General features: G+C 31.4%; 20 protein-coding genes. 10 read left to right on the plus strand and 10 right to left on the minus strand.

What is annotated here, in order from left to right; all coding sequences use genetic code 11:
• Nucleotides 1-30: 30 nt before the first annotated feature.
• Entirely contained in the window at nt 31-1,284 is a 1,254-nt protein-coding gene (locus WHD54_RS04825; protein ID WP_088324109.1) for an aspartate kinase, read from the minus strand.
• Between the two features lie 5 nt (nt 1,285-1,289).
• Nucleotides 1,290-1,769: a GNAT family N-acetyltransferase gene (locus tag WHD54_RS04830; RefSeq protein ID WP_088324108.1), complete on the minus strand. Its 480-nt coding sequence runs from the start codon at nt 1,767-1,769 to the stop codon at nt 1,290-1,292.
• Between the two features lie 190 nt (nt 1,770-1,959).
• Here WHD54_RS04830 and fbp point away from each other — a divergent pair, with 190 nt between their 5' ends.
• Both fbp and WHD54_RS04840 read left to right on the plus strand, forming a co-directional pair.
• Nucleotides 1,960-2,970 (plus strand): class 1 fructose-bisphosphatase, encoded by a 1,011-nt coding sequence (fbp, locus tag WHD54_RS04835; RefSeq protein WP_088324107.1) that lies wholly within the window; start codon nt 1,960-1,962, stop codon nt 2,968-2,970.
• A gap of 109 nt (nt 2,971-3,079) precedes the next feature.
• On the plus strand, nt 3,080-3,688 hold the full coding sequence (locus tag WHD54_RS04840; RefSeq protein WP_088324106.1) for a superoxide dismutase: 609 nt from the start codon (nt 3,080-3,082) through the stop codon (nt 3,686-3,688).
• Between the two features lie 77 nt (nt 3,689-3,765).
• Here the strand turns inward: WHD54_RS04840 and WHD54_RS04845 are convergent, their stop codons facing one another.
• Together WHD54_RS04845 and WHD54_RS04850 are read right to left on the minus strand one after the other, a co-directional pair.
• Nucleotides 3,766-5,664 (minus strand): amidophosphoribosyltransferase, encoded by a 1,899-nt coding sequence (locus WHD54_RS04845; protein ID WP_088324105.1) that lies wholly within the window; start codon nt 5,662-5,664, stop codon nt 3,766-3,768.
• Nucleotides 5,665-5,760: 96 nt separating this feature from the next.
• Nucleotides 5,761-6,687 carry a PfkB family carbohydrate kinase gene (locus WHD54_RS04850; protein ID WP_088324104.1) on the minus strand — a complete coding sequence of 309 codons (927 nt, stop codon included), beginning with the start codon at nt 6,685-6,687 and terminating at the stop codon, nt 5,761-5,763.
• Nucleotides 6,688-6,760: 73 nt separating this feature from the next.
• Here WHD54_RS04850 and WHD54_RS04855 point away from each other — a divergent pair, with 73 nt between their 5' ends.
• The 6 genes from WHD54_RS04855 (at nt 6,761) to WHD54_RS04880 (ending at nt 11,262) form a co-directional block, all read left to right on the plus strand.
• Complete coding sequence (locus tag WHD54_RS04855; protein WP_088324103.1) at nt 6,761-7,186, plus strand: SufE family protein; 426 nt, start codon at nt 6,761-6,763, stop codon at nt 7,184-7,186.
• A 9-nt stretch (nt 7,187-7,195) separates the two neighbouring features.
• Complete coding sequence (locus WHD54_RS04860) at nt 7,196-7,516, plus strand: DUF59 domain-containing protein (protein WP_088324102.1); 321 nt, start codon at nt 7,196-7,198, stop codon at nt 7,514-7,516.
• Nucleotides 7,517-7,563: 47 nt separating this feature from the next.
• Nucleotides 7,564-8,073, plus strand: coding sequence for a DUF2480 family protein (locus WHD54_RS04865; protein ID WP_088324101.1), 510 nt, complete (start codon nt 7,564-7,566; stop codon nt 8,071-8,073).
• A gap of 49 nt (nt 8,074-8,122) precedes the next feature.
• Complete coding sequence (locus WHD54_RS04870; protein ID WP_088324100.1) at nt 8,123-8,986, plus strand: DUF3078 domain-containing protein; 864 nt, start codon at nt 8,123-8,125, stop codon at nt 8,984-8,986.
• Between the two features lie 49 nt (nt 8,987-9,035).
• On the plus strand, nt 9,036-9,983 hold the full coding sequence (locus tag WHD54_RS04875; protein ID WP_088324099.1) for a DUF3078 domain-containing protein: 948 nt from the start codon (nt 9,036-9,038) through the stop codon (nt 9,981-9,983).
• 163 nt (nt 9,984-10,146) lie between these two features.
• Nucleotides 10,147-11,262 carry a CNNM domain-containing protein gene (locus tag WHD54_RS04880; RefSeq protein WP_088324098.1) on the plus strand — a complete coding sequence of 372 codons (1,116 nt, stop codon included), beginning with the start codon at nt 10,147-10,149 and terminating at the stop codon, nt 11,260-11,262.
• Between the two features lie 66 nt (nt 11,263-11,328).
• Here the strand turns inward: WHD54_RS04880 and hflX are convergent, their stop codons facing one another.
• From hflX to WHD54_RS04895, 3 genes are all read right to left on the minus strand, one after another.
• Nucleotides 11,329-12,540 (minus strand): GTPase HflX, encoded by a 1,212-nt coding sequence (gene hflX, locus WHD54_RS04885; protein WP_088324097.1) that lies wholly within the window; start codon nt 12,538-12,540, stop codon nt 11,329-11,331.
• A gap of 188 nt (nt 12,541-12,728) precedes the next feature.
• Entirely contained in the window at nt 12,729-13,484 is a 756-nt protein-coding gene (locus WHD54_RS04890; RefSeq protein WP_088324096.1) for a carbonic anhydrase family protein, read from the minus strand.
• 24 nt (nt 13,485-13,508) lie between these two features.
• Nucleotides 13,509-14,198: a DUF2490 domain-containing protein gene (locus tag WHD54_RS04895; protein WP_088324095.1), complete on the minus strand. Its 690-nt coding sequence runs from the start codon at nt 14,196-14,198 to the stop codon at nt 13,509-13,511.
• Between the two features lie 347 nt (nt 14,199-14,545).
• Between WHD54_RS04895 and WHD54_RS04900 the strand changes: the two genes are divergently transcribed.
• The gene (locus WHD54_RS04900) at nt 14,546-15,520 is read left to right on the plus strand and encodes an endonuclease (RefSeq protein ID WP_088324094.1); all 975 of its coding nucleotides are present in this window, start codon (nt 14,546-14,548) and stop codon (nt 15,518-15,520) included.
• Here the strand turns inward: WHD54_RS04900 and WHD54_RS04905 are convergent.
• A complete protein-coding gene (locus WHD54_RS04905) occupies nt 15,517-15,756 on the minus strand; it encodes a hypothetical protein (protein ID WP_088324093.1) in 240 nt (79 codons plus the stop codon). The genes WHD54_RS04900 and WHD54_RS04905 overlap by 4 nt on opposite strands.
• A 67-nt stretch (nt 15,757-15,823) precedes the next feature.
• On the opposite strand from WHD54_RS04905, the gene glpQ reads away from it, so the two are divergent.
• Complete coding sequence (gene glpQ, locus WHD54_RS04910) at nt 15,824-16,816, plus strand: glycerophosphodiester phosphodiesterase (RefSeq protein ID WP_088324092.1); 993 nt, start codon at nt 15,824-15,826, stop codon at nt 16,814-16,816.
• On the opposite strand, the gene WHD54_RS04915 is transcribed toward glpQ, so the two are convergent.
• Together WHD54_RS04915 and aspS are read right to left on the minus strand one after the other, a co-directional pair.
• Nucleotides 16,813-18,588 carry a chloride channel protein gene (locus WHD54_RS04915; RefSeq protein WP_088324091.1) on the minus strand — a complete coding sequence of 592 codons (1,776 nt, stop codon included), beginning with the start codon at nt 18,586-18,588 and terminating at the stop codon, nt 16,813-16,815. The genes glpQ and WHD54_RS04915 overlap by 4 nt on opposite strands.
• A 144-nt stretch (nt 18,589-18,732) precedes the next feature.
• Complete coding sequence (aspS, locus tag WHD54_RS04920) at nt 18,733-20,493, minus strand: aspartate--tRNA ligase (RefSeq protein WP_088324090.1); 1,761 nt, start codon at nt 20,491-20,493, stop codon at nt 18,733-18,735.
• Between the last annotated feature and the right edge of the window lie 202 nt (nt 20,494-20,695).

Consider the following 20,695-nt stretch of genomic DNA (forward strand, 5'->3'; position numbering starts at 1 on the left):
ATGATTATTTTTTATCTTTAAAACAAGCTACTAATTACTTTCCAATACAATTTGTAAAGTTTCTTTATTTACTTGTCTTAGCAAAGAATTTCCTTTTTCTTCGATACTTTTTACTGCAGCATCGTTAAAGTGCCTTACTGTAAATAAATCAACATTTTTTTGGACTTCAATTCTAAACTCAGTTTTTAAATCGTTATAAAATGCGTCGAAATTATTAAATTTATTATCAATACACACAGAGAAACTAATAGCTGAGTTCTGAATTAAATTTACTTTCAGCTGATAATCGTGAAGTTTTTTAAAGATAAAACTGATATTATCCTCTACCATAAAAGAGAAATCTAAGGCAGATATTGAAACTAATATTTGAGCCTTTTTTACAATAAAGCAAGGAATTAAAGGCTCTAAATCTACACCTTTAGAAATTTTTGTTCCTGGTTCTTGTGGGTTTACAAAAGAACGAACTAGTAACGGAATTTCCTTATTTTGAAGTGGTTGTAATGTTTTTGGGTGAATTACAGAAGCACCATAAAATGCCATTTCAATAGCTTCTTCGTATGAAATTTGAGATAAAAGCGTCGTTTCATCGAACACTCTCGGATCTGCATTTAAAACCCCAGGAACATCTTTCCAGATAGTTACATTTTCTGCATTTAAACAATATGCAAAAATTCCTGCAGTATAATCGGAACCTTCTCTACCTAGTGTAGTGGTGTTTTCGGTATCATTTGCAGCAATAAAACCTTGTGTAATGTTTAATTTAGAGGTATCTAATTTATTAGAAATAATTTTTTGCGTTAGCTCCCAATCCACTTTGGCATCTCTGTAACTACTATCTGTCTTTATAAAATTACGCACATCGAACCAATTGTTTTCTACACCAATTTTTGTTAAATACGCACTTACTATTTTTGTTGATAAGAGTTCTCCAAAACAAATTATTTGATCGTACACATAATTAAATCTCTGAGAGGTATTTCTGGCAAGAAACCAACTAAGTTCTCCTAAAAGAATATCTATCTCTTTGTATATTGAATCATCAGCATCAAAAAGAGCATTCATTAAATTTTTATGAAAATCTTCTATAACACCTAATTTTTCTGATAATAAATCGGTTTTATTGTAATAAGCATCAATTACTTCTTCAAAGGCATTGGTAATTTTTCCCATTGCAGATATAACTACAACAGTATTTTCGGTACCCTCATTTTTTAATATTTGTGTAATATTTTTTACACTCTCTGCATCTTTTACAGAAGCTCCACCAAACTTAAAAATCTTCATTATAATTACTTATTATTAACAAATTTTGCTAAATTCTCTTTATTCATTTGAACCACAGACCAACCATCTAAATAGGTGGCGCCAGTACTCTTATAAAAATTTATAGCATTTGTATTCCAATCTATAACTTCCCAAGCAACTCTGTTAAAATTATGCTCATAAGCATATTTTAAAACTGCTGTATACAAAGCTTTTCCTGCTCCAATTTTCTGTTTCGATTTTGTAACTATTAAATCTTCTAAATGAATTGTTCTACCTTTCCATGTAGAAAAACGTTCGTAAAATAAAGCTATACCTATAATTACATTATCTTGTTCTGCTACATAAACTTTAAACTTCGGAACATCAGAAAAGCCATCTCTCACCAAATCATCAACTGTTATTTCGACAGCATCTGGCTCTTTTTCGAAAACAGCTAACTCTGTTATTAAATCGAAAACCGATTGCATGTCTTTTGCTTCTCCTAATCGAATATTAAAACTCATTTTTTGTAAATTTTTGGGCAAAGATAGCTTTTTTGAAAAGCTCGAAAAATATTTAGCTATTTTACACACTTCTTTACGATTTGTTTAAAAATTTTAATCAAATAGCTAATAATACCTTTTTAAAGGACAGTAAAGGATAGAATAATACAAAAATAAATGGCATCTTTGTAGCACAAACACAACACAAACTATGGTATCTAAAAAACAAACTTTAGGAGAATTTATTATAGAAAACCAACACGCTTTTAAATATAGTTCGGGGGAACTTTCTAGCTTACTACACTCTATACGATTGGCTGCAAAAGTGGTAAATCACGAAGTTAATAAAGCGGGTTTGGTAGATATTATTGGTGCTTTTGGAGATACAAATGTGCAAGGCGAAGATCAACAAAAATTAGATATTTATGCAAATGAAAAGTTTATTCAAACACTCACAAAAAGAAACATTGTATGTGGTATTGCCAGTGAAGAGGAAGATAGTTTTATAAGCATTAATAGTATTGATGAAAATCATCAAAATAAATATGTAGTTTTAATTGATCCGTTAGATGGTTCTTCTAATATTGATGTAAATGTTTCTGTTGGCACAATTTTTTCTATTTACAGAAGAATTACTCCTATTGGAAAACCTGTGGAGTTAAAAGATTTTTTGCAAAAAGGAAGTGAGCAAGTAGCAGCTGGTTATGTTGTATACGGCACCTCTACAATGTTGGTTTATACAACCGGAGACGGCGTAAATGGTTTTACCTTAAACCCTGCAATTGGCTCTTTTTACCTATCTCACCCAAACATGACGTTTCCAGAAACCGGAAATATTTACTCTGTAAATGAAGGCAATTATTTCGATTTTCCTGAAGGGATAAAAAAATACATCAAATATTGCCAAGAAGAAAAAGACGATAGACCATATACTAGCAGATATATTGGATCTTTGGTTTCCGATTTTCACAGAAATATGATTAAAGGCGGAATTTACATGTATCCAAAAGGCTCTAGAAATCCGCAAGGAAAACTTCGTTTGCTATACGAATGTAATCCTATGGCTTTTATTGCAGAACAGGCAAATGGCAAATGTTCAGATGGTTACACCAGAACTATGGATGTTCAACCAACCGAACTTCATCAAAGAGTTCCTTTTATTTGTGGAAGCAAAAAAATGGTAGAAAAGGTAGAAGAATTTATGCAAAAATATGGCGAATAAATGATGTCTATACTGTTATAAGTTAACAAAAGTATAATGTTTTGGGAATTTATAACATATTGTTTAGTTTTACATTAATAAAATAATACGAACTTTAAAAAAGATAAAAATGGCTTTTAAATTACCAGAGTTAGGTTATGCATATGATGCATTAGAACCAAATATAGATGCAAGAACTATGGAAATTCACCATACTAAACATCATAACGGATATACAACTAAATTAAATGCCGCTATTGAAGGCACTTCTTTAGAAGGAAAATCTATTGAAGATATTTTAACAAATTTAGATATGAGTAACGGTGCTGTTAGAAATAATGGTGGTGGTTTTTACAATCATTCATTATTCTGGACTGTTTTAAACCCGGAAGATAGAGGGTATTTGTCTGGAGAATTAAAAGACGCAATAGAAGATGCTTTTGGCTCTAAAGAGGCATTTATAGAAGCTTTCTCAAACGCCGCTGCAACTCAGTTTGGTTCTGGTTGGGCTTGGTTGTGTGTTCACCCAGGTGGTAAAGTAGAAGTATGTTCTACACCTAACCAAGACAATCCACTAATGCCAGGTGTTTCTTGCGGAGGAACTCCAATTTTAGGATTAGATGTTTGGGAACATGCTTATTATTTAAACTACCAAAACAGAAGACCAGACTATATAGATGCTTTCTTTAAAGTAATTAACTGGAACGAGGTAGAAAGACGTTATGCAGCTTCAAAATAAAGTATAAACATAAATTTTGTACCAAAAAAAAGCATCCAAATTATTGGATGCTTTTTTAATATACATATAAACTATATCTAATACGCTCTTTTATTGTTTCCTTCATAATAATTTATAAACGCCTCATTTACAACTCTATGTCCGCCTGGCGTAGGATAATCTCCGGTGAAATACCAATCTCCTAAATTATCCGGACAAGCAACATGTAGATTTTCTACAGATTGATAAATTACCTCAACCTCTGCTTTAATTTCTTCTGTTTTTAACATTTTTGCAATCTTCTCAGAAATTTCTACGCGGGTAAATGGCGCATAAATTTCTTTCACAAAATTTGTAATAGACACATCTTCCTTTCCTCTTTGAGCAATGGACTTTTTGTACACTTGGTCAATTATATGAGAAAGTCCGTTTTCTTTTAATAATTCTATTGCAGCTTTAAAAGCAATAAAATCTCCAATTCTAGCCATATCAATACCATAACAATCTGGATAACGAATTTGTGGCGCCGATGATACTACAATAATTTTTTTAGGGCTTAGTCTATCTAAAATTTTAATAATACTTTTCTTAAGCGTTGTTCCTCTAACGATACTGTCGTCTATAATAACTAGGTTGTCGGTTGGTTTTACCACACCATATGTTATGTCATAAACATGCTCTACCAAGTCGTCTCTACTGCTATCATCTGCAATAAAGGTTCTTAATTTTGCATCTTTGATAGCAATTTTTTCGAAACGTGCTCTTTCAGATAGTATTTCTGTTACTTTTTTGGCAGATAACTTTGTTCCGCCTGCAAGTATTTTTGCAGTTTTCTGCTGATTTAATAAATCTTCTGCAGCCTCCGTCATTCCGTAGAAAGAAGTTTCTGCAGTGTTTGGAATGTATGAAAAAACAGTATTTGAAATATCAGAATTTATTGCCGTTAGTATTTGAGGAAATACTAGTTTCCCTAAATTTTTTCTTTCTTCGTAAATTCCGGCATCACTTCCTCTAGAAAAATAAATACGCTCAAAAGAACAAGACTTTTTTTCTTTTTGTTCTAATACAGACTCTATAGAAGTTAATCCGTTTTTCTTTATGATTAAAGCATGACCGCGTTCTAATTCTTTTACTTGATTTATGTTTACATTAAATACAGTTTGAATTACTGGCCTTTCTGAAGCCACCACGACTACTTCTTCATCTTCATAAAAATAAGTAGGCCTTATCCCGTTCGGATCGCGTAAAACAAACGCATCTCCATGACCTACCAAACCTGCCATGGCATAGCCTCCGTCCCAGTTTTTTGCAGATCTTTTGAGTATTTTAGTAAGGTTTAAATTTTCTTCTATGTATGGTGAGGCGTCTTTTTTGTTAAAACCTGCTTCTTTTGCTTTTAAGTATAAATTGGCAACTTCATCTTCTAAAAAGTGCCCTATTTTTTCCATTACAGTAACCGTATCGGTAAACTCTTTAGGATGCTGCCCCAGCTCTATCAATTCTTCTAAAAGCTGTTTAGAATTGGTCATATTAAAATTACCTGCAACAATTAAATTTTGATGACGCCAATTACTCTGACGCAAAAATGGATGCACACTCTCAATACTATTTTTTCCAAAAGTTCCGTAACGAACGTGTCCTAAAAATAAGTTACCAATGTATGGCATGTTTTCTTCTTGCCAATCTACATCGTCTTTTTTATCAGGATGTTGCTCTAAAACACCATTTAAACGGTCGTTTATTTGGGCAAAAATATCTTGAATTGGCTGTGATTTGTTAGAGCGAACTCTACTTACATATCTTGTTCCTGGCGATACGTTAAATTTTACACTAGCAAAACCAGCTCCATCCTGACCACGGTTGTGCTGCTTTTCCATTAATAAGTACATTTTATTAATGCCATAAAATGCAGAACCATATTTGTCTTTGTAAAATTGTAGGGGTTTCTTTAGTCGAACAAGTGCAATTCCACATTCATGCTTAATAGCGTCACTCATTTTAGTTGTATTTTAGTTCTTTAGTTGTTGGTTTTGTTTGTTGTTTTACTATCTAAAAGTAATAAAAAATCCGCAGTTAAAAACCACGGATTTAAATTAAGATATATTTATGTCGAATTGTGTTAAATCTTTAAACGCTTGTAAACGATTATTTACATCATTTTTAGTTAAATTTTGCATGCGTTCTGTACCAAATTTTTCTACGCAAAATGAGGCTAAATTAGAACCGTAAATAATAGCATTTTTCATGTTTTCGAAAGAGACATCTTGTGTTTTTGTTAAATATCCACAGAAACCTCCTGCAAAAGTATCACCAGCCCCTGTTGGGTCAAAAACCTCTGCCAATGGCAATGCAGGTGCAAAAAACATGTTTCCATCATTAAAAAGTAAGGCACCGTGCTCTCCCTTTTTTATAACAACGTATTTTGGGCCCATTTGATGAATTTTCTTTGCGGCGTTTACCAAAGAGTATTCTCCAGAAAGTTGTCGTGCTTCTTCATCATTTATAGTAATTACATCTACTCTTTTAAGGACTGCGTGTAAGTCTGCCAACGCAATATCCATCCAAAAATTCATGGTATCTAAAACGACTAATTTCGGCGTTACTTCCATTTGGTCGAGAACAGAAGCTTGTGTTAAAGGATGTAAATTACCTAAAATTACAATGCTTGCGTCTTTAAAATTTGCTGGCACTACTGGCGTAAAAGTTTCCAATACATTTAGCTCTGTAACCAAGGTATCTCTAGAGTTCATATCGTTATGATATTTTCCACTCCAAAAAAAAGTTTTTCCGTTTTTATCTATTTCAATTCCATCGGTATTAATTCCTTTAGAATTCATCATTTCTAAATATGATGCTGGAAAATCTGCTCCTACTACAGAAACTACTCCTGTTTGAACACCAAACTGAGAAGCTGCCAAACCTACATAAGTTCCAGAACCTCCTAATATTTTATCTGTTTTACCAAATGGAGTTTCAATAGCATCAAAAGCTACCGTACCTACTGCCAATAATTTGCTCATTTCTTATATTTTATACGTAATTTTGTATTTTATAAAATTACCTTTTTTGAAGGTGCAAAAATAAGTTTTAAAAATGACTATCAAAGAAATACAAGAAGAAATTATTGATGAGTTTTCTATGTTTGATGATTGGATGGAGCGCTATGAATACATCATAGAATTAGGAAAATCATTACCTATTATAGCAGATTCTTATAAATTAGATGAAAATTTAATAAAAGGATGTCAGTCTAAAGTTTGGTTATATTCTGAACTTAATGAAGATAAAGTAACTTTTACTGCAGATAGTGATGCCATTTTAACCAAAGGAATTGTCGCTCTTTTACTTCGTGTATTTTCTGGACAAAAACCTGCTGATATTTTAGCAGCAGAAACTGACTTTATTGATGAAATTGGCCTTAAAGAACATTTAAGTCCAACCAGAGCAAACGGATTAGTTTCTATGATTAAACAGATAAAAATGTATGCAATTGCGCAACAATCTAAACTAACAAACTAAAACAACAACATGACAGACAAAGAACTTGAAGAAATTGGAGATAAAATTGTAAGAGTTTTAAAAACTATCTATGACCCAGAAATTCCGGTTGATATTTATGAATTAGGGTTAATTTATGATGTTTTTGTTTCTGAAGAAAATAATGCTAAAATATTGATGACTCTTACCTCTCCTAACTGCCCAGTTGCAGAAAGTTTACCAAGAGATGTAGAGGAAAAAGTAAAATCTCTAAAAGAAATAAACGATTGTGAAGTAGAAATTACATTCGATCCTACCTGGACTTCTGAAATGATGAGTGAAGAAGCAAAATTAGAGTTAGGAATGCTTTAAAATAAATCCTGTAACAATTCAACTTTTTTAAAGAAAAGAGTACTAAAATGGCAGATGAAATTATAAATAGAGTAGCCAATAGCAATCTAAAAACCTTCGATCTCGAAGAGATATATCCAGAAGGAAAAAGAGTGTTGTTTGATATTAAAGAATGGCTTTTTCAAGAAATTATATTAAAAGAAAAAGACTTTAGAGCTCATGTAAAAAATCATGATTGGTCTCAGTACAAAAATACTTTTGTAGCGGTAACTTGTTCCGTAGACGCCATTATACCTTCTTGGGCTTATATGCTTGTTGCAGCAGAACTAAATGCTTTTGCTAATAAGGTAGTTATTGGAAATTTAGAACTATTAGAAACAGTTATATACCAAGAACTTTTAAACTTTATAGATTTTAGTAATTTTACAGAAAAACCTGTTATTATTAAAGGATGCGCAGAAAAACCAATTCCTACTTCGGCATACTCTTTGTTAATTGAAAAGCTAGCACCAATAGCAAAATCTATTATGTTTGGCGAGGCCTGTTCTACAGTACCTATTTATAAAAGGAAAAAATAATTTTGCCCTTTGTGAGATAATAGTATTTTTGCCTTTTAAAAAATTAATAATGAGACTGTTACTTTTTTTATTTGTATTAATTACAACTACACTAACTTTTAGTCAAGAGAAAACAAAAGAAATTAAAAAAACACCTAAATGGAAAATTCATGGACGGTTCGCTTTTATCTTTAACCAATCTTCATTTACAAATTGGGCCTCTGGTGGACAAAATACTGTAGCTGGTAACATTAATGTTAATTATGACTTTAACTACAAAAAGAAAAATGTAAACTGGGATACTCGTATTATTACTGGATATGGTTTAAGTTACATTAGCGAAAAAGGATATCGTAAAACCGACGACCGTTTTGAGCTAAACACCTTATTCGGATTAAAAACAAAAGGAAATTGGTTCTTTTCTTTTATTGGAAACTTTAGAACACAATATACCGAAGGTTATAATTATAAAGCAGAACCAAAAATTTTGGTATCAGACTTTCTTTCTCCCGCATTTTTAAGTTTAGGACCCGGAATGTTATGGAAAAAGTCGGATGATTTAAGCTTAAACATTGCACCTTCTACCGCAAGATATACTTTTGTTAGCGATTTTTTTTCAGGTAAATTCGGTGTCAAAGAAGGTAGAAATACAGCATTCAGTTTAGGTTTTAACCTTTCTGGATACTTTAAATTTACCATCATGGAAAATGTAGAAATGGAAAATATTTTAACCATGTATACCGATTACCTAGCAAATGTTGGAAACATAGATACAGATTATCAAACAAATATTCGGTTTAAAGTAAACGAAAATATAAAAATGCACATGACATTTCATACCATTATGGATGATGATACCTCTACAAGAATTCAGTTTAGACAACTTTTTGGGTTAGGTCTAAACTATAGTTTTCACGAAAAAGTGACTTATTAAAAATAAATTGTCTAAAAAAGACGTAATAACAAATTATTAAAATTTAAAAATGAAAAAAATATCAATACTATTCGTATGTATGTTTATCGGTTTAACTGTAAACGCACAAACTGAAGAAGAATTAAAAAAAGAACAAGCGCCTAAAAAAGCTCAAATAGCAAAATTACAAAGTGAAGTAGATGCGCTTCAATCTAAAATAGATGCATTACCAGGATGGAGAATTGGTGCTTTTGGTACTATTGGGGCAAGTTTATCTGGTTTTAACAATTGGTATGCAAGAACGGCTCCAAATACTTCTGCCGGTAATATTGGAATTACAGTAAATGCCTATGCAAACTTAATTAAAGAAGATTATTTCTGGAGAAACTCTGGAACAGTAAATTTAGGTTGGGTAAAAATAGACAATAAAGATATTGCTACAGACAGCGATAAATTTGAATCTGCAACCGATGTATTTTCTATAACCTCTTTATATGGTAAAAGGTTAAATAAAAAATGGGCACTTTCTGCTTTGGGAGAATATAGAACCACCATTTTAGATAATTTTAATGACCCTGGTTATTTAGATTTAGGTGCCGGTTTAACTTGGACACCAACAGAAAGGCTAGTTGTTGTGATGCATCCTGGAAACTACAACTTTGTTTTTAGTAACAATAGCACAGCTTTTAACTCTTCTGTAGGTGCAAAAATAGTAGCAGATTACACTGCTAGCTATCACAAACTAAGTGTAAAATCGAACCTTTCTATTTTTCAAAGTTACGAAGACAGTAACCTATCTAACTGGACTTGGACAAATTCTTTCGGATACACAATTTGGAAAGGAATAGGTGTTGGTTTTGAGTTTGGCTTAAGAAACAACAAACAAGAGGCGCTAAACAATGCGCTTGTAAATTTTGACTCTAGCACAGTATTCCCTGCACCTGCAGCACCAACATTTGATACCGTAGATAATAAATTACAAACATACTGGGTATTTGGTTTAAACTATAACCTGTAAGAATTAGGTAACTAATATAGAAAGCCTCAAGTACCAATTCTTGAGGCTTTTTTTTGTATATTTAAACTGTTTTTACGAACTCTTAATTATAAGAAATCAATATTACAATGATAAAATTATCATATTCAAATTTTACCTATTTTTGTAAACTAAATCATACTTCATGACACTTCTAGTAATTTTTGCTACTGTATCAATATTTTTTTCCTTTCTATGCTCTATTTTAGAAGCTGTTCTTTTAAGCATTTCTCCAACTTTTATCAACCTAAAAAAAAGTGAGGGTTTAGAGTATGCGCATCAGTTAGAAACTTTTAAAAAAGATGTAGACAAACCACTTATTGCTATTTTAACAATTAATACAATTGCACACACCGTAGGTGCAATTCTTGTGGGTGTACAAGCAAAAGTTGCCTATGCAGAAATGTATGGTAGTACAGAACAAACCATATTTGGTTTTCGAATTACCGAAGATGTAATGGTTGGGTTGGTTTCTACAATTATGACTGTTTTAATATTGGTAGCCTCAGAAATTATTCCAAAAACCATTGGTGCTACTTATTGGAAACAATTAGCTCATTTTACAGCAAAAGCATTAAAAATTATGATTTTCCCTTTAAAATACTCTGGTATTTTATGGCTTTTACAGTTAACCACTAAACTTATTGGTGGCAAAGGTCATGGAAGTATTTTAAGTAGAGAAAGTTTTTTAGTAATGGCAGATATGGCTGAAAAAGAAGGCGTATTTCAAAAAAATGAAAGTAAGGTTATTAGAAATTTACTAGGCTTTAAAGAAGTAAAAGTTATTGATGTAATGACACCTCGGTCTGTATTAGAAATTGCAAATGAACAAGAAACAATTACCAACTTTTATAACAATCATAAAAACCTCAGATACTCAAGAATTCCTGTATTTGCAGACAATCCTGATAATATTACCGGTTATTTTTTAAAAGCTAATTTATTAGAAGCGATTATAAATGGTAAAGGAGAAGAATGCCTTGCTACCATAAAAAGAAATATAGTAGTAACTGATAGAGAATTATCGATACCCGATTTGTTTGACAAACTTATTCAAGAAAAAGAACACATTGCTTTGGTGGTAGATGAATACGGTTCGGTGAGTGGTATTGTTTCTCAAGAAGACGTAATTGAAACGCTATTAGGATTAGAAATAATGGATGAAAGTGATACTGTTGCAGACTTGCAGGCATTGGCAAGAAAATCTTGGAAAAAAAGAGCCGAGAAAATGGGCGTAATAGACGATAAAAAGGAAGAGTAATTAGTATTAAACTTTTTTAAGTTTATATTCTAAAAAGGCTAAAGTTTTACAACTTTAGCCTTTTTATTATTCTTCTGGGGTATATTCATAATACAAAAAGTCGTTATAAGGAAAACGCTGAATATGAATTTTCTTAACCTCTTGATAAGTAGTTTCTTTAAAATCTTCTAAGTTCTCTTTATTTAAGGCCGATATAAAAATTGCGTTTTGATCTTTGTCATTCATCCATGTTTTTTTCCAATCTTGTAAGGTGTAATGTGCTTTTGTTTTTTCTGTAAGCACATCATCATCAGAAATTGTCTCGTGCTTGTAAGCATCAATCTTATTAAAAACCATTAAAGTTGGCTTGTCTACACATTTTATATCTGTTAAAATAGTGTTCACAGAAGCAATATGGTCTTCAAAATTTGGATGTGAAATATCCACTACATGCAATAACAAATCGGCTTCTCTTACTTCATCTAATGTCGATTTAAACGATTCTACCAATTGTGTAGGTAGTTTTCTAATAAAACCAACTGTATCGGTCATTAAAAAAGGGATGTTTTTAATAACTACCTTTCTAACGGTAGTATCTAAGGTTGCAAAAAGTTTATTTTCAGCAAAAACATCACTCTTACTAATTACATTCATCAATGTAGACTTTCCCACATTTGTGTATCCAACCAATGCCACTCGAACCATTTTGCCACGGTTTTTTCGCTGAACCGCCATTTGCTTGTCTATGGTTACAAGCTTCTTTTTTAAAACATCTATTTTGTCTCGAATAATACGTCTATCTGTTTCAATTTCCGTTTCTCCAGGACCACGCATTCCTATACCTCCTTTTTGCTTATCGAGGTGCGTCCAAAGTCTAGTTAATCTCGGAAGTAAATATTGACATTGTGCCAATTCTACCTGAGTTTTCGCAGAACTAGTTTGAGCTCTTTGAGCAAAAATATCTAGAATTAAATTTGTTCTATCTAAAATTTTACAATCTAAAATTTTCTCTATGTTTCTTAACTGAGCCGGAGAAAGTTCATCATCAAAAATAGCTGTTCCAATATGGTTAGTGGCTATAAATGCTTTTACCTCTTCTAGCTTACCAGTTCCTAAAAAAGTTTTAGGATTTGGCCTTTCCATTTTTTGCACAAAACGTTTTACAGGAACACCTCCCGCAGTAGCAGTTAAAAATTCTAGCTCATCTAAATATTCTTCAGACTTAGCTTCGTCTTGCTGCTGAGTAATAATTCCTATTAATACAGCTTTCTCTGAAATGGCTTCTATTGCGTCTATCATAGACTACAAAAATACAAAGTTTTGAATTGTAAATAGCATATAGAACAGGAACAAATTTTAAAAATTGTAATATAAAAATCTACTTAATTCAGTAAAATTAAATTTAAATTGGTTACAAATTGAAAACAAAAAAAAGAGTACTAATTTGCATTAATACTCTTTAAAAAATTAAATTAAACAGCTAAAATTTATTTGAAATTTACTTTTCCTGTTTCCATATCATAAACTGCAGCAACTATTTTTATTTTACCTTCTTTTTCTAAACTTGCCATTTTAGGTGATGCTAGTCTAATATCTTCGACAGTTTTTAAGGCATTATTATGAATAACACTGTTTGTAAAAGCAACATTTTTAGAAGAAACTTCGCCATTTTTTTCTGTCATTGCTACAGATGGCTGTATTTCATTTAATAAATTTTGTAGAGAGTTCATTTCCATAGATGCTGCATCTGTATTATCTATAGCATGTTTTACTGCACCACAAGCAGTATGGCCCATTATAATAACTACTTTAGAACCTGCTACTGCAGTTGCAAATTCCATTGAGCCAACAATATCTGCATTTTCTATATTACCAGCTACCCTTGCTACAAAAATATCTCCAATTCCTAAGTCAAAAACATCTTCTACAGGAACTCTACTATCTACACATGAGAGTACAATTGCCTTAGGGTACTGACCAATAGTAGCCATTCGTCGTTGAGAAGAATGATCTCTTTGTGTAAGATTATTACTTACAAAATTTTCATTCCCTTTTTTTAATCTGCCGATAATCTCATCGGGTGTCATATTCTTTTGTTCTTCAGCAGTTAAAATACTTTTTACTGGTGTTTGTTTCACACTAATTGGTGATTTACTTTCGGATGATGATTTTTGATTGCCGTTACATGCTATCAAAGAAATAGACATCGCTAAAATTGATACATACTTGTAAATGTTTGTCATGATATATTAGGGTTAAAATTAAAATTAAAAATTATGATGCATACTAAACTGCAACTGACCTTTAGACCAATTATTGGTGGTTTGAATCATATAACCAACCTGAAATCTAAGCTGTTTTCGTAGTGCGTAACCAAGACCAAAATAACTTCTATTCCTATCAAATATTTCTACAGAATTGGTTTTAGATACTTGTTTTTGACCATTTATAAATAGCTCATTATAAAATGCGCCATAAATTGTTTTTGCACTTAAATTTTTACTATTAAATGGTATATTTAAAAAGAGGTTATAACGATAACGGGTTCTAAAATCTTGATTTTCTACAAATCTTTGCTCAAATCGAAAACGATGTGAAATAAAAATTTGTCTTCCTATTTTTTGAGGAATAAGTGCTTCTTGATAAATTCTATTTTCATTAGTAGAATCATCTGAACTCCCAAAAACACCTGAAGTAATATTTGCAAAACCAGCCGTAAATAGTATGTTTGTATTTGTGGGCCTATAGGTAATTCCCGAACGCAATAACAACTGCTCTTTGTCTCCGAGAACTTGCCAATCTCTGTATTGAAAATCACCTTGAATACCCCATTGAGAATTGTTAAATTGATGATTATAAAAATACATATACCAAGCACCCAGTTTGTTCTCATCTACCTGAGAAAAAATGTGAAATGAACCCATTAAAAAAATTAAAGCTGCTAATTGATGTTTCATATAAATAATTTTAAAGTTTCTAATGTTTATTTATTTGTAAACATTACTTAGGTATTATTAATAATCAAATCATTTAGTTGGGGAGTGTGAAAAAAGGTTTTTTTTTAAGTAATTTACTATTTTTTTTGTTTTAAAAAAATTGGTGCCAAACGAATTTGACACCAAAAAAATCAATCAACCAAATTAACTTAATGAAAAAACTCAATGTTTCTCATGCAAATATAATAGTAATACTTTTATTAATGAGTGTAAAACAAATTTTTAACGTATTTTTATTAAAAATTAACAAAACCTTTAGAGAAAACATTACTGATAAATAATTGTGTATTTTTACTAAAAATGAACATATGTTTTCTTTCTTTAATTCAACTAAAAAGGCAAACTCAATCGTAACTATTGCCTTTTATAATGTAGAAAATCTTTTCGACACCAAAGATGACCCTACTACTTTTGATGATCATTTTACCACTCATGGAAAGAACAAGTGGAACTTACAACGTTACTCGCTAAAAATAAAAAAATTAGGAAGTGTTATTTCTCAATTGGGAATTAAACACAGTAAAAAAATGCCTGCCATTATTGGCCTGGTAGAAGTTGAAAACATTAAAGTTATGCGAGATTTAACGAACTCAAAAGCGTTGAGAAGACATCATCTAGGAATTGTTCATTACGATTCTCCAGACGAAAGAGGTATTGATGTTGCTTTGCTTTATAATAAGCAACTTTTTGAATTAATAAGCTCAGAAACGCACCCAGTACTTTTAGAAAATGAAAAAGGAGATAGAGATTACACAAGAGATATTTTAAAAGTTACTGGGAAGTTACAAGGAGAATTAGTTCATGTATTAGTAAACCATTGGCCCTCTAGAAGAGAAGGAGTGAAAGAAAGTGCTCCTAAAAGAGGTATAGCAGCAGTAACTGTAAATAAAATAGTAGAAAATATTAGAGACAAACATTATAACGCCAAAATAATTATTATGGGCGATTTTAATGATAATCCTGAGAGTAAAAGTATACAGTTATTAATAAAAGAAGGTTTTTTTAACCCTATGAAATCTTTGTTAGATAAAAATAAAAAAGGAAGTGTAACGTACGAGGGAAAATGGAATTTATTTGACCAAATATTATTCTCTAATAATTTTTTAGAGAAAGATTATGGAAAATTCTATTTTAAGCACGCCGAAGTATTTAATAAAAAATGGCTAAAAGTGTACAAAGGAAAACTAAAGGGCAGCCCGTTTAGAACCTATATTGGACCTTGGTATCAGGGCGGATTTTCAGATCACTTTCCTGTATATGCTTATCTTAAAAAAAATAATTAATCTTTATCTTGTTGTTTAAAAGCTTTTCTTATTTTTTCGTCATTTAAAATATACTTTTTATACTTTCCATCTTTATACCTGTAATAAATAAATAAAGGCATACATATAAACGAAAAATATAAAATACAGAGTCCCATAATAACTTCTGCATTTTCTTTAGTAGTATTTACAAAATAAATACCCATAGCAATCCAAATAAAAAAAATAGCAAATAAAATTTTTAATAATATCTTCATAAAACAAAATTACAAAAAGTATATCTTTATAGAATATACAAATAGTAATTTCATTTAAAAAATAGCAATGAGTTGTAAAAACTATCCTTTATTTTTATGGTTATTATCTCTCATAATAATATCATGCAAACCAGTAAATAAAACCACCACTATGACAAAAAAAATAGTAATTGCACATAGAGGTGCTTCTGGTTATTTACCAGAACACACTTTAGAATCTAAAGCAATGGCATTTGGGATGAATGTAAATTATATAGAACAAGATTTGGTTTTAAGTAAAGATAATATACCCATTGTAATACACGATATTTATTTAGATGATGTAACTAATGTAGCCGAAAAATACCCGGAACGAAAAAGAGTAGATAATCGTTTTTATGTAATCGATTTTACATACAACGAGTTAAAAGAGCTAAAAGTTGTTGAAAGATTTAATCCTATAACGGGAGAACAAGTCTATCCGAATCGCTTTCCAAAAAATAAAGGAACTTTTAGATTGCATTCTTTGTCTGAAGAGATTGAACTTATTAAAGGGTTAAACAAAAGCACTGGAAAAAATATAGGAATATATCCAGAGATTAAAGCGCCAAAATTTCATCAAAAAGAAGGAAAAGATATCAGTAAAATTGTGCTTAACATACTCTCTAAATACGGTTATACTTCTAAAGCAGATAATTGTATTTTACAATGCTTTAACGCCAAAGAACTAGAGAGAATTCGTAAAGAATTTACATCAAATTTATTTCTTGTACAACTAATTGAGCACCCAGAAGAGACAAAAAAATTAACTCATTTTGCAACATATGCAGATGGTATAGGCCCATGGTACAAACAAGTTGTTTTAAAAAACAAACAACAAAAATGGGAACCGACTTCATTAGTAGCAGCTGCTCACGAATTGGGTTTAAAAGTGCATCCGTATACTTTAAGAGCAGATGATTTTGGTGATTTTAAAAGTTTTAATGAAATGATGGAAACGCTTCTTATAACTGCAAATGTAGATGGAGTGTTTACAGATTTTCCTGACTTAGTAGTTCAGTTCTTAAAAAAAACAGATTAATGTGTTACTTCTATTAATTTGTTCCTGTAAGCTGTTAGTAATTTAGACTTAGAAATAAATCCTAAATATACACCTTCTTTTACAACGGGTAAATTCCATGCATCACTCTCTTTAAATTTTTTCATAACCATTTCTACAGAATCATCATCAAAAATAATAGCTGGTGCAGACTTCATAAAATTAGAAACATACGTTTCGTTGTATTGAGATTGGTCGAACATCATTGGCCGAATATCATCTAACAAAACAATTCCTAAAAAATTTTTATCTGCATCAAGTACCGGAAAAATATTTCTTTTAGACTTAGCAACTGCTTTTTTTAACATTTCACCAAAAGTCATTTCTGGTTGTATAATTTTAAAATTTGTTTCAATTAATGCATCTATTCGCATTAACATCAGTACATTTTTATCTTTGTTATGAGTAATTAATTGTCCTTTTTTTGCTAATTCAACGGTATAAATAGAATTAGAGACAAAATATTTAGTAAAGGCGAATGATATAGCCGCTACCAACATAAGAGGTACAAATAATTCGTAACCTCCTGTAATTTCTGCAATCAAGAAAATAGCAGTTAAAGGTGCATGTAATACTCCTGCCATTAAACCGGTCATTCCTATTAAAGTGAAGTTAGATTCTGAAACAGAAAAGCCTAACTGATTTATAATTTTTGAAGTGGCATTTCCTAAAGCTGCACCCATAAAAATAGTGGGTATAAAAATACCACCAACTCCACCTGCTGCAAAAGTAGTAGTCATAGCAATAGCTTTAAAAATAGCAATTATTAACAACATTAAAACTACCAAATAAGCATTATTAAAGTCAATATTATACGGTATATCTTTTAAAGCTAATGCAGTGTTTCCATTTAATAAGTTATTAATTAACCCGTATCCTTCTCCATACAAGGGAGGAATTAAATACAACATAATGCCGATGGCAAAACCACCAATTACCAACCTTTTAAACGGACTTTCGAAACGTTCAAAAAAAGTAGTAATTGCAAAATACATTTTAGAAAAATAAACAGATGCAACACCTGTTAAGAAAGCCAAAAATATATAAAACGGAATATCTTCTACCTGAAAAACATCTACTAACTTAAAACCAAACAATACATCGGTTCCTGTAAAAAAATAAGAGGTTATTACTGCAGAAACCGATGCTAAAAGTAACGGAACTAAGCTTGCAAATGCTAAGTCTAAACTAAAAATTTCTACTGCAAAAATAATAGCCGCAATTGGCGCTTGAAACATAGAAGACATTGCACCTGCTGTTGCACAGCCTATTAGTAGCATTCTAGTTTTGGCATTCATATGAAATAACTGAGCAACGTTAGAACCCAATGCTGCTCCAGTACTTACAGCCGGACCTTGCAAACCTGCAGAGCCACCAAAACCAACTGTAATTGGTGCTGTAATTAAAGAGGTAATAATTTTATACCTTTTTATAATTCCGTTTCTTCTAGAAATAGCATGTAAGGTGGTTGAAATTCCATGTCCTATTTCTTTTTTAATAATAAATTTTTTTATAGAAAATACCAGAATTAATCCAATAATAGGAAAAATAAAGTAAAGGCTATAATGGTATTGCTTTATAAACTTTCCCTCTAATAATGCCTCAATTAAAAAAGTTAAATCTTTTAAAATAAAGGTACCAACACCTGCTAAAAAACCTACTAAAACACTTAATACATAAACAAATTGTCTTTCAGAAATATGTTTATATCTCCAAATTAACAGTTTCTTTAATAACTTGTAGTTGTTTGGCATTCTATTAAATGAAGAGTCTAAATAAATTTTAAATATTAAATTTATGCATAAAAGTACTTAAAAAAAACCTAAAACCTCAATAGTATTTTACTGATATTTAAAAGATTATAAACTATGAAGGTGTCTAAATAAATTAAAATATTTTTATGTAGGTTCTTTAACATTTAATTTTAGATGCAACTCTTGTAGCTGCTCATTATGTATATAAGCCGGTGCATCTATCATCACATCTCTACCCGAGTTGTTTTTTGGAAAAGCAATAAAATCTCTAATCGTTTCATGACCTCCTAAAATGGCTACTAATCTATCTAATCCGAAAGCCAAGCCTCCATGAGGTGGTGCTCCGTATTCAAAAGCATCCATTAAAAAACCAAATTGTGCTTTGGCTTCTTCTTCAGAAAAACCAAGGTGCTTCAGCATGGTTGCTTGTGTTTTCTTGTCATGAATTCTAATAGAACCTCCGCCAATTTCATTTCCATTTAAAACCAAATCATAAGCATTAGCCTTTACTGCTCCTGGATTTGTATCTAACAATTCTATTTGACCTGGCTTAGGTGATGTAAACGGATGATGCATAGCATGGTAATTTCCTGTTTCTTCGTCGAGCTCTAATAACGGAAAATCAATTACCCACAACGGTGCAAATACTTTTGGGTCTCGCAATCCTAAACGTTCTGCTAATTCCATTCTTAAAGCAGACAATTGCGCACGAACTTTATTAGTTTCGCCAGATAACACACAAATTAAATCGCCCGTTTTTGCACCAGTTTTTGCAGCCCATTTAGCCAAATCTTCTTGATCGTAAAATTTATCTACAGAAGATTTAAAAGAACCATCTTCTTGCACACGACAATATATCATACCAAGTGCTCCAACTTGTGGTCTCTTAACCCATTTTATTAAATTATCTATCTCTTTTCTAGTGTATGCATTTCCACCAGGAACTGCAATTCCAATCACTAATTCTGCCGAATTAAATACTCCAAAATCTTTATGCTGGGTTACCTCATTTAACTCGGCAAACTCCATTCCGAAACGAATATCTGGTTTGTCATTTCCGTACAAACGCATGGCATCATCATACAACATTCTTGGAAACTTTTCTACCTCTACATTGTTTACTTCTTTTAGTAAATGACGTGTTAAGCCCTCAAAAATATTTAAAATATCTTCTTGCTCTACAAAAGCCATTTCACAATCTATCTGTGTAAATTCTGGTTGTCTATCTGCTCGTAAATCTTCATCTCTAAAACATTTAACAATCTGAAAATACTTATCCATTCCACCTACCATTAATAGTTGCTTAAATGTTTGAGGTGACTGTGGCAAAGCGTAAAACTGACCTTCATTCATACGAGAAGGCACCACAAAGTCTCTTGCTCCTTCTGGTGTAGATTTTATTAAATAAGGTGTTTCTACTTCTATAAAATCTTGATCAGACAAATATTTTCGTACTTCCATAGCTACTTTATGACGAAAAATAAGGCTATTCTTAACCGGGTTTCTTCGAATATCTAAGTATCGGTATTTCATACGAATATCATCTCCACCATCGGTGTTATCTTCAATGGTAAAAGGAGGCGTTACAGAAGCATTTAAAATTTCTAGTTTAGATACCAAAACCTCTACATTTCCAGTGGGTAATTTGTCATTTTTAGACTCACGCTCTATAACAGTTCCCGTAACTTGAATTACAAATTCCCTTCCTAAAGATTTTGCTTTGTCCATCATCTCTTTTGGTGTTCTCTCTTCATCAAACATCAACTGGGTAACGCCGTATCTATCTCTCAAATCTACCCAAATAATAAACCCTTTATCTCGAGATTTTTGCACCCAACCTGCCAATGTTACTTCTGTATTTACATGCGAACTTCTTAACTCGCCACAAGAATGACTTCTATACATTTTTCTATAATTTAATTCTATCTACAATTGTTCCCACAGAGGCAGGAATTTAGAAATTTTAAGTCGCAAAATTAGTCAATTTCATTTAAATAATAATGTTTTGGGCGTTCATTTCTGAAATAGAAATGTCCCGCTTTTCGCTATATCTTTTTAATTTTGTTCTCGATATAATGCTGCAAAAAAGCAGCATTACTCGAACAAG

The organism is Polaribacter tangerinus (genome assembly GCF_038024095.1).
Classification (GTDB): domain Bacteria; phylum Bacteroidota; class Bacteroidia; order Flavobacteriales; family Flavobacteriaceae; genus Polaribacter; species Polaribacter tangerinus.

What these genes read in the sequence shown, in the direction of transcription:
- hflX (WP_088324097.1), bottom strand. Translation starts at nt 12,540, where the DNA reads ATGATAGACGCAATAGAAGCCATTTCAGAGAAAGCTGTATTAATAGGA.
- aspS (WP_088324090.1), bottom strand. Translation starts at nt 20,493, where the DNA reads ATGTATAGAAGTCATTCTTGTGGCGAGTTAAGAAGTTCGCATGTAAAT.
- WHD54_RS04825 (WP_088324109.1), bottom strand. Translation starts at nt 1,284, where the DNA reads ATGAAGATTTTTAAGTTTGGTGGAGCTTCTGTAAAAGATGCAGAGAGT.
- WHD54_RS04915 (WP_088324091.1), bottom strand. Translation starts at nt 18,588, where the DNA reads ATGCCAAACAACTACAAGTTATTAAAGAAACTGTTAATTTGGAGATAT.
- glpQ (WP_088324092.1), top strand. Translation starts at nt 15,824, where the DNA reads ATGAGTTGTAAAAACTATCCTTTATTTTTATGGTTATTATCTCTCATA.
- WHD54_RS04860 (WP_088324102.1), top strand. Translation starts at nt 7,196, where the DNA reads ATGACAGACAAAGAACTTGAAGAAATTGGAGATAAAATTGTAAGAGTT.
- WHD54_RS04880 (WP_088324098.1), top strand. Translation starts at nt 10,147, where the DNA reads ATGACACTTCTAGTAATTTTTGCTACTGTATCAATATTTTTTTCCTTT.
- WHD54_RS04845 (WP_088324105.1), bottom strand. Translation starts at nt 5,664, where the DNA reads ATGAGTGACGCTATTAAGCATGAATGTGGAATTGCACTTGTTCGACTA.
- WHD54_RS04900 (WP_088324094.1), top strand. Translation starts at nt 14,546, where the DNA reads ATGTTTTCTTTCTTTAATTCAACTAAAAAGGCAAACTCAATCGTAACT.
- WHD54_RS04890 (WP_088324096.1), bottom strand. Translation starts at nt 13,484, where the DNA reads ATGACAAACATTTACAAGTATGTATCAATTTTAGCGATGTCTATTTCT.
- WHD54_RS04850 (WP_088324104.1), bottom strand. Translation starts at nt 6,687, where the DNA reads ATGAGCAAATTATTGGCAGTAGGTACGGTAGCTTTTGATGCTATTGAA.
- WHD54_RS04905 (WP_088324093.1), bottom strand. Translation starts at nt 15,756, where the DNA reads ATGAAGATATTATTAAAAATTTTATTTGCTATTTTTTTTATTTGGATT.
- WHD54_RS04855 (WP_088324103.1), top strand. Translation starts at nt 6,761, where the DNA reads ATGACTATCAAAGAAATACAAGAAGAAATTATTGATGAGTTTTCTATG.
- WHD54_RS04875 (WP_088324099.1), top strand. Translation starts at nt 9,036, where the DNA reads ATGAAAAAAATATCAATACTATTCGTATGTATGTTTATCGGTTTAACT.
- WHD54_RS04895 (WP_088324095.1), bottom strand. Translation starts at nt 14,198, where the DNA reads ATGAAACATCAATTAGCAGCTTTAATTTTTTTAATGGGTTCATTTCAC.
- WHD54_RS04830 (WP_088324108.1), bottom strand. Translation starts at nt 1,769, where the DNA reads ATGAGTTTTAATATTCGATTAGGAGAAGCAAAAGACATGCAATCGGTT.
- fbp (WP_088324107.1), top strand. Translation starts at nt 1,960, where the DNA reads ATGGTATCTAAAAAACAAACTTTAGGAGAATTTATTATAGAAAACCAA.
- WHD54_RS04865 (WP_088324101.1), top strand. Translation starts at nt 7,564, where the DNA reads ATGGCAGATGAAATTATAAATAGAGTAGCCAATAGCAATCTAAAAACC.
- WHD54_RS04870 (WP_088324100.1), top strand. Translation starts at nt 8,123, where the DNA reads ATGAGACTGTTACTTTTTTTATTTGTATTAATTACAACTACACTAACT.
- WHD54_RS04840 (WP_088324106.1), top strand. Translation starts at nt 3,080, where the DNA reads ATGGCTTTTAAATTACCAGAGTTAGGTTATGCATATGATGCATTAGAA.